The organism is bacterium (assembly GCA_027622355.1).
GTDB lineage: Bacteria > UBA8248 > UBA8248 > UBA8248 > UBA8248 > JAQBZT01.
Genome location: JAQBZT010000132.1, coordinates 1 through 7,969 on the forward strand (window position 1 = coordinate 1; position 7,969 = coordinate 7,969).

At 62.4% G+C, this 7,969-nt stretch carries 5 protein-coding genes; 1 reads left to right on the plus strand and 4 read right to left on the minus strand.

Translation table 11 applies throughout. The features are described from left to right. From lnt to O2807_08890, 4 genes are all read right to left on the minus strand, one after another. The coding region (lnt, locus tag O2807_08875) for an apolipoprotein N-acyltransferase (GenBank protein MDA1000608.1) at window positions 1–932 on the minus strand (932 nt) is incomplete at its 3' end. After that, on the minus strand, window positions 929–2,836 hold the full coding sequence (gene uvrC, locus O2807_08880) for an excinuclease ABC subunit UvrC (protein MDA1000609.1): 1,908 nt from the start codon (window positions 2,834–2,836) through the stop codon (window positions 929–931). The genes uvrC and lnt, both read right to left, overlap by 4 nt. Before the next feature lie 3 nt (window positions 2,837–2,839). Next, on the minus strand, window positions 2,840–4,831 hold the full coding sequence (gene uvrB / locus O2807_08885) for an excinuclease ABC subunit UvrB (protein ID MDA1000610.1): 1,992 nt from the start codon (window positions 4,829–4,831) through the stop codon (window positions 2,840–2,842). Window positions 4,832–4,935: 104 nt separating this feature from the next. Further along, window positions 4,936–5,457 carry an HNH endonuclease gene (locus tag O2807_08890; protein ID MDA1000611.1) on the minus strand — a complete coding sequence of 174 codons (522 nt, stop codon included), beginning with the start codon at window positions 5,455–5,457 and terminating at the stop codon, window positions 4,936–4,938. Window positions 5,458–5,646: 189 nt separating this feature from the next. Here O2807_08890 and O2807_08895 point away from each other — a divergent pair, with 189 nt between their 5' ends. Further along, on the plus strand, window positions 5,647–7,875 hold the full coding sequence (locus O2807_08895; protein ID MDA1000612.1) for a PBP1A family penicillin-binding protein: 2,229 nt from the start codon (window positions 5,647–5,649) through the stop codon (window positions 7,873–7,875). Window positions 7,876–7,969 lie beyond the last annotated feature (94 nt).

Genomic DNA, 7,969 nt, shown 5'->3' on the forward strand with positions numbered 1-7,969 from the left:
TCTTTCGTCCCCAGCGTACCGAAGAGGAGATAGGCGCCCGTCTGCCGCGCGGTTTCCACGATCCGGGCCTTCAGCCGGGGCTGCTCGGAGTAGATGAAGGGGGCAGCCGCCTCCGGCCAAACGATAAGCGGCGGCGCCGAAAGGCCGCTCCTCGGAAACCCCTTGGCGATCGTGTGGGATATGGCTTCGTGCGTCTGCAGGATTTTGAGTTGCCGGCCGGGGGGCCACTTCTCTCCCTGGTCGGTGTTTCCCTGGACGATCCCCACCAGACGCTGCGCGGAGGGCGCGGGCGTCGTGGAGAGTTCCGCCAGCCGCAGATAGCCGTACCCCAGAACCAGCACCGAGAGAATGGCGGTTCCACTCACGACCCAAAACGGCGAGCGGTGCGGGTGGCGGAAGAAATGCCAGACCGCGGCGTTCACGGCGACGATGAAAAACGAAACGCCGTAAATCCCGACCAGATCGGCGATCTGCACCACCGGGAGAACCCGGTACTGGCTGTAGCCCAGCAAAGCCCACGGGAATCCCGACAGAAAGTACGCGCGGATCAGCTCCAGCGAAACCCACATCGGCGCGGCGAGGAGGCAGACCAGCAGCCCGTTGCCCCGGCCGATCATGACGAGGCCATACGCGAAGAGCCCGACATAGACCCCCATGTAGGCGGCCAGCACCAGCGTAATGAGCCACGCAAGCACAGGGTTCAGGCCGCCGTAGCTGACCATGGTGATCTTCACCCACCAGATGATGATGGCATAGGCGATCAGCCCTGTGAGAAAACCCAGCGCAAATCCCTCGTGGGGCCTCTTGCGGTCCAGCGACCACAGCAAGGGCACGAGCGCGATCCACGCCAGCGCCTCGAAGCGGAACGGCGGAAAGAGGGACCCCAGAAACAGGCCGGAGAGAACCGCATAGCCCACATCGCGCCCTGTCAATTTTCCGCCTCCGCCTTTTCGCTCGCCTCGGACGACACTCCCATGTGCTCCCGGAAAGAGTGAACGATCTTGGGAGTGATCCCCTCCACGGCGAGCAGGGCCTCATCCGCCGCCGCCAACACTCCCCGCAGACTGCCGAATGTACGGAGCAGCGCCCGCTTTTTCTTGGGGCCAAGACCCGGAACATCGTCGAGGCTGCTCCGAATCTCCCCGCGGGTCCGCTGCGTCCGGTGAAACGTGATGACGAAGCGGTGCACCTCATCGCGGATCCGCTGCAGCAGGAGTTTCTCCGGGCTGCCCTCCCGCATTCGCACCGGGGCGCTCCGCCCCGGCAGGAATATTACGTCATGATCCGCCGGGTTGTCCGCCGTCTTTCCCTTCGATATGGCACACAGGAAAACATCGGCCACCCCCACGTCCTCGAGGGCGGCGGCGGCGGCGGAAAGCTGGCCCTTTCCCCCGTCGATCAGGAGCAGGTCGGGCAACGGCTTTCCCTCGTTCACCAGGCGCTCCATGCGGCGGGAGACGATCTCGCGCATCGAGGCGAAATCGTCCGCGGCGCCGCTGACGGTGCGGACCTTGTACCTCCGGTAGCCGTCCTTGAGCGGCCTGCCCTCCTTGAAGGTCACGCTCGCGCCCACGATATGGCTTCCGTGAAGGTTCGACACATCGAAAGCCTCGATGCGGCGCGGCAGTTCCTCCATCTCCAGCGCCGCCCGCATCGCCTCCAGCGTCGTCTGGTCCTTCTCGATACGGGCGTCTTCGGTCTCCATGTCCTGGCCGGCGTTTTCGCAAGCCATCTCGACGAGTCTTTTTTTCTCGCCCCGCCGCGGAGTGAGGACCGTACACTTTCTCCCCCGCCGATCCGAGAGCCAGTCGGCGATGACCTCCCGGTCGGCCGGTTCCGCCGGAAGGAGTATCTCGTCGGGAAGCTGAACCTTGTCGCGGTAGTACTGCTTCACGAAAGAGGAGAGCACCTCCTCGTCCGGCATGCCGCCCCTGGCCGCGACCGAGAGGTGCTGATCCCCCAAAAGCCTTCCGCCGCGGATGAAGAGCAGGCGCAGGAACGCCCGATCGCTCTCCCGGTTCAGGCCAACCACGTCCTGATCGATATTTTTCAGAGAAACGATCTTCTGGTTCTCGGTAAGACGCTCCAGCGACTGAATCTGATCGCGGATGCCGGCGGCGGCCTCGAAGCGCATGGCGTCCGAGTGCGCCTTCATCTCGGCCTGCAGGCGATCGATCAGGTTCTTGCTTCGGCCGGAGAGAAAATCCACCGCATCGCGAATCGAACTGATGTAATCCGCATGGCTTTGGAGGCCGTCGCAGGGCCCGAGGCACTGCCCCATCTGAAAGTAGAGGCATCTTTGGGCCGACTTGTCCTCCAGCCCGCCCGTGCAGGCACGGATGCGGAAGGTTTTCTGCATGAACCGGATGGTGCGTCGAATGCCCCCCGCCGCCGGAAAAGGCCCCATGTAGGAGGCGCCGTCCGAACCCGGGCGCCGCACGATGCTCAGCCGCGGCCACTCCTCATCGGTGCTGATTTTCAGGTAGGGGTACTGCTTGTCGTCGCGGAGAATGACATTGTGCTTCGGCTTGTACTTCTTGATGTAGTTGCTCTCGAGGATGAGGGCCTCGATCTCGTTCGAGGTGACTACCGTGTCGATGGCGGCGATATCCTCGACCATCTTGGCGATCCAGGGCCCCCGCCCGGGATTTTTGCCGAAATAGCTGCGCACCCGGCTCCGGAGGCGCACCGCCTTGCCGACGTAGAGGACCTGTTCCTTGGCATTCTTGAAGATGTAGATGCCGGGCTTATCGGGGAGGGCGCGCAGCCTTTCGGGCGAGATGGCGCTCCGTGCTTGTGGCCCCGCGGATTCCGCGTTTGTATGCGTCAGGCCCATCGGCTATACCTTCACCCCGAGCCGGCGGCGCTCGATATCGAGAATCTGATCGCGGAGCTCCGCAGCCCGCTCGAATTCGAGCCGCTGGGCCGCCTCGCGCATCTGCGCCCGGAGCTTCTCCAGCGCCGCTCCGTTCGTCTCGCCGTAAGTGGCTGCCTCCTCGGCGACCGAGGGAATTTCGGGGTAATCCCGCTCCCAGACGCTTTCGAGGAGCTGGTCCATCTGGCGGGAGATCGAGCGCGGGGTGATGCCGTTCTCTAGGTTGTAGGCTATCTGGATCTTGCGCCGCCGCTCCATTTCCCCGATCGCCCGCCGCATCGAATCCGTCACCCGGTCGGCGTACATGATGACGCGGCCGTTGATGTTCCGCGCGGCGCGACCCGAGGTCTGGATCAGCGCGGTTTCCGAGCGCAGAAAACCCTCCTTATCCGCATCCAAAATCGCCACCAGGGAAACTTCGGGGAGATCCAGCCCTTCGCGCAGAAGGTTGATCCCGATCAGCACGTCGAACTCACCGGCCCGAAACTCGCGGATGATCTTCACCCGCTCGAGCGTATCGATGTCGCTGTGCATGTAGCGGACCCGAACATCGAGGTCCCGGTAATACTCCGTCAAGTCTTCGGAGAAGCGCTTCGTCAGGGTAGTCACCAGGATACGCTCATCCTTCTTCGACACTTTCCGCACCTCATCGAGCAAATCGTCCACCTGGCCCTGCACGGATCGTATCTCGATGGGCGGATCGATCAGACCCGTGGGCCGGAGAATCTGCTCCACGATAAGGCCGCCGCTCTTCTCCAATTCATAGGGGCCGGGCGTCGCGGAAACGTAGAGGACGTTCCCCGCCCGCTCCTCGAACTCCTCGAAGCTGAGCGGGCGGTTGTCGAGCGCCGAGGGGAGGCGGAAGCCGTACTCCACCAGAGACTCTTTCCGCGATCGGTCGCCGCGGTACATGGCCCGGAGCTGCGGAATGGTCACGTGGCTCTCGTCAATGATGATGAGATGATCCCGCGAGAAATACGAAAGCAGCGTCGCCGGCGGATCGCCCGGATAGCGGCCGTCCAGATGCCGGCTGTAGTTTTCCACTCCCGGGCAGTAGCCCACCTCGCGGAACATCTCCAGATCGTGGAGCGTCCGCTGCTTGAGCCGCTGGGCCTCCAGCTCCTTCCCGGCCAGCTCCAGCTCGGCGGTCCGCTCCCAGAGCTCGGCCCGAATGCTTTCGATGGCGCGGGCCAGCCGCTCCTCGGGTGTGATGTAGTGGCTGTTCGGATAGATATCGATCTGATCGAGGCGCCGGATCACTTTCCCTCGTATGGGGTCGATCTCGCTGATGGCGTCCACCTCATCGCCGAAGAACTCGACGCGAATGGCCTCCTCCTCCTCGTGCGCCGGAAGGATTTCCACCACATCGCCACGGGCCCTGAAGTTCGCCCGCCGCAGTTCGATATCGTTCCGCTGATACTGAATCCGGACGAGCTGCGTCAGCAGTTCATCCCGGTCCATCTTCTGTCCGCGTTCCAGATAAATATGAAGGCCCTGGTAATCCTCCGGGGAGCCCAGGCCGTAGATAGAGCTCACGCTGGCGACCACGACCACGTCGCGGCGGGTAAGCGCCGAGCGAGCAGCCGAGTGGCGCAGCCGATTTAGCTCATCGTTGATGGAGGCGTCTTTCTCGATATAGGTGTTCGTCGTCGGGACGTAAGCCTCGGGCTGGTAGTAGTCGTAGTAGCTGACAAAGTACTCGACGGCACTTTCGGGGAAAAACCGTTTCAGCTCGTTGTAGAGTTGTGCCGCCAGCGTTTTGTTGTGGGCAATGACGAGGGTGGGCTTGCCGAGGCGCTCGATGACGTTGGCCATGGTGAAGGTCTTCCCCGAGCCCGTGACGCCGAGAAGCACTTGGTGGTGCAATTCCTGCTCGAAATTCCGCACAAGCGCCTCGATGGCCTGGGGCTGATCCCCGGTGGGGGCATATTCGGAATGAAGCCGATAAGAATTCATGCAGAGATGAAAACCTCTTCCAGGAAACCTGATTTAAGGGGCCAGGGCGCGATAGCCCAAGATCAGTCTAACCGAATGGCCGGCGGGGATAAAGCGGCAGAAAATCAGGTACGGATGGGATGGATATATTTTTCCCAGCCAGTGTGGATATCCCCCAGCAAGTGGGGACTCATCCACTCGGGACAGGAGAACTGCGGCTTTCCGGGAAGGCGCACCAGCCCCATTCCGATCTCGTCCAGGAAGTGGTTCCCCTTCCGGGTGTTGCACGGGCGGCAGCAGCAGACCACATTCTCCCACGTGGTTTTCCCGCCCCGGGACCGGGGCACGATGTGATCGATGGTGAGCTGACCGCCGGTCTGGCCGCAGTACTGGCAGGTGAAAACATCGCGCCGGTAAATGTTCTTCTTGCTGAAGGGCACCCTTCCGTACCGGCGGACCTTCACGTACCGAAGAAGCCGAATCACAACCGGCACGCGAACTTCCATGTGCTCGCTCCGCACCTGCACGCCGTCGACCGCGAGGGTCTCCGCCTTTCCGAGGACCATCATGCGGATGGCCCGCCGCGCATTGCAGACGTTGATCGGCTCGAACGTCCGATTCAGCACCAAAACCCGAATCTGCTCCATCCAGGCACCCCTTTCCCGGTGAAAGGCAATCCGGGACATATTTTTTGGGAATCGCTCCCCCGTTGTCAATGATCCGGTTCATTGCCCTCTGCGGCCCGTGGGTACTATAATCGACCGTTTCCACCCCTTCGGTGGACTGCAATGCCGCCAGACGATTGGCCGAGTTCAAACCCAAGGATACCCGGTTCCGTGGCTGCCCCCTCCAAACCGTTGAAACGGCGAAAACTGCTTGTCTTCCTCATCGCGCTGGCCATTTTGGGCGGTAGCGCCATGGGCGCGGGCTATACCTACATCTTCGACTTCCCCGAACTCGAGTACCTGACCAACTACCAGCCGAGCACGGTCACCCGCGTGTTCAGCCGAAACGGAAAGGTGATCGCCGAGTTCTACCGGGAAAGAAGGATTCCCATCTCTTTGGCGAAAATCCCCGTACGGCTCCGGCAGGCCTTCCTCGCGATCGAGGACAACCGATTCTACGAACACCCCGGCGTGAGCTACCCCGACATCCTTCGCGCATTCGTGCGAAACCTGCGCGCCGGGAAAAAAGTACAGGGCGGGAGCACCATCACCCAGCAACTCGCAAAGGTCATCTTTCTCACGCCCGAGCGCACCTACCGGAGAAAGATCCGAGAAGCGATTCTGGCACTTGAAATCGAACGCCGCTTTACGAAGGACGAGATTCTTGAGTTCTATTTCAACCAAATCTATCTGGGGAGCGGCGCATACGGCGTCGAGGCCGCTGCACGGATTTACTTCGGGAAGAGCACCGCACAGCTGACCCTGGCCGAAATGGCCCTCATCGGCGGGATGCCCAAGGCACCCGCCCGGTCCAATCCGCGCCTGCACCCCGAAGCCGCCCGCCAGAGAAGGAATCTGGTGCTCCGGCGCATGCGGGAGGCCGGCTACATCACCCCGTCCCAGGAAGCGGCTGCGGTCGAGGAATCCATCCGCCTCGTTCCGCCGCTGAACAGCATCGTCCCCGAGGCCGCTTATTTCACCGAGATGCTCCGAAAACGGCTCGAGAAAAGATACGGACAGGCCCTCTATCAGGGCGGGCTGCAGGTGCACACCACCCTCGACCTCAAGCTTCAGAAAACGGCGCATAAAAATTTTCTCAAGGGAATCGAGAGCGCCAACGCCCTCCGCGGCTTTCTTCCGGCCGGCAGCCGGCGAAACCGCCCCCCCCGCCTGGGGGACGGATTCCAGTTCTACGTCTCCGAAATCAAGGACAAAATCATTCGCGGAAACATCGGCGGGTATGAGGCGGAAATGACGATTCCCCCCGATGCGAGCACCCTGAATCTGCGGGAGGGGGATCTGGTTCTCGGAAGGGCCGTCAAGGTGGATCGCCTTCGGAAAACCATGAGTCTCGTGTGGGAAATCAGCATCCAGGGCGCCGTCGTCGCCCTCGACCCCGCCACCGGCGCCATCCAGGCCATGGTGGGTGGGACCAACTTCCGGCGCTTTCAGTTCAACCGCGCCGTCCAGGCCCAGCGCCAGCCCGGCTCCGCCTTCAAACCCATCATCATGGCGGCGGCGCTGACGATGGGCTACACCCCCTCCCACATCCTGATGGACTCCCCCTTCGTCCGGCGCCTTCCGGGAACCGAGAAGGCCTGGAAGCCGCGCAACTACTCCAACAAATTCTACGGCCCCGTGACCTTGCGCGACGCGCTCGTGAAATCCCTGAACCTGGCCACCATCAAACTGCTGGAACAGGTCACACCCGTCCGTGCGGTTGAATTTGCGCGAAAGCTGGGCATCCAGTCCGAGATGAAGCCCTATCTTTCGCTCGGGCTGGGAACATTCGAGGTATCGCCCCTCGAATTCACCGGCGCCTACATCCCCTTCGCGACCGATGGCGTGAACGCAAGGCCCTACGCCATCGTGAAAATCACCGACGCGAGCAACCACATTCTCGAAGAAAACGTCCCGCAAACGCACCGCGTCATCTCTCCCGAGACGGCCTACCAGATCAAAATGCTCCTCCGCGGGGTCATCACCAATGGAACCGGGATCTCGGCCCGCCGCCTCCCGGCCTTTATCGCGGGAAAAACGGGGACCACCAACAACTACCGCGACGCCTGGTTCGTCGGCTTCTCGGACAATCTCATCGTCGGTACATGGGTGGGAAGAGATGACAACAAGGACATGGGCTTCCGGGCGTCGGGCGCCTCCGCGGCGCTTCCCATCTGGAAGGAGATCATGGCCGAGTGGCTGAAGGAGAGAAAAAATGGCCTTTCCGCCCCCGAGCCCCCGCCCGGCATCAAGCTGGTCCGGGTCGACGCGCGGACCGGCCTGCTCCCCTCGGCCAAATGCGGCGGGAAGCAGTTGACAGAGGCCTTTGTCCAGGGGACCGAACCCACCGAGGGCTGCACTCCCCGGCAGCCGCTGCGGGTGTTCTCCGGGAGCAGATAAGCGCCCCCTAGCGGGGAGCCGGCTCGCCAAACAGCGCGGCGACGAACCATTCGGGCTGAAAATCCAGCAAATCCTCCACCGACTCTCCCACGCC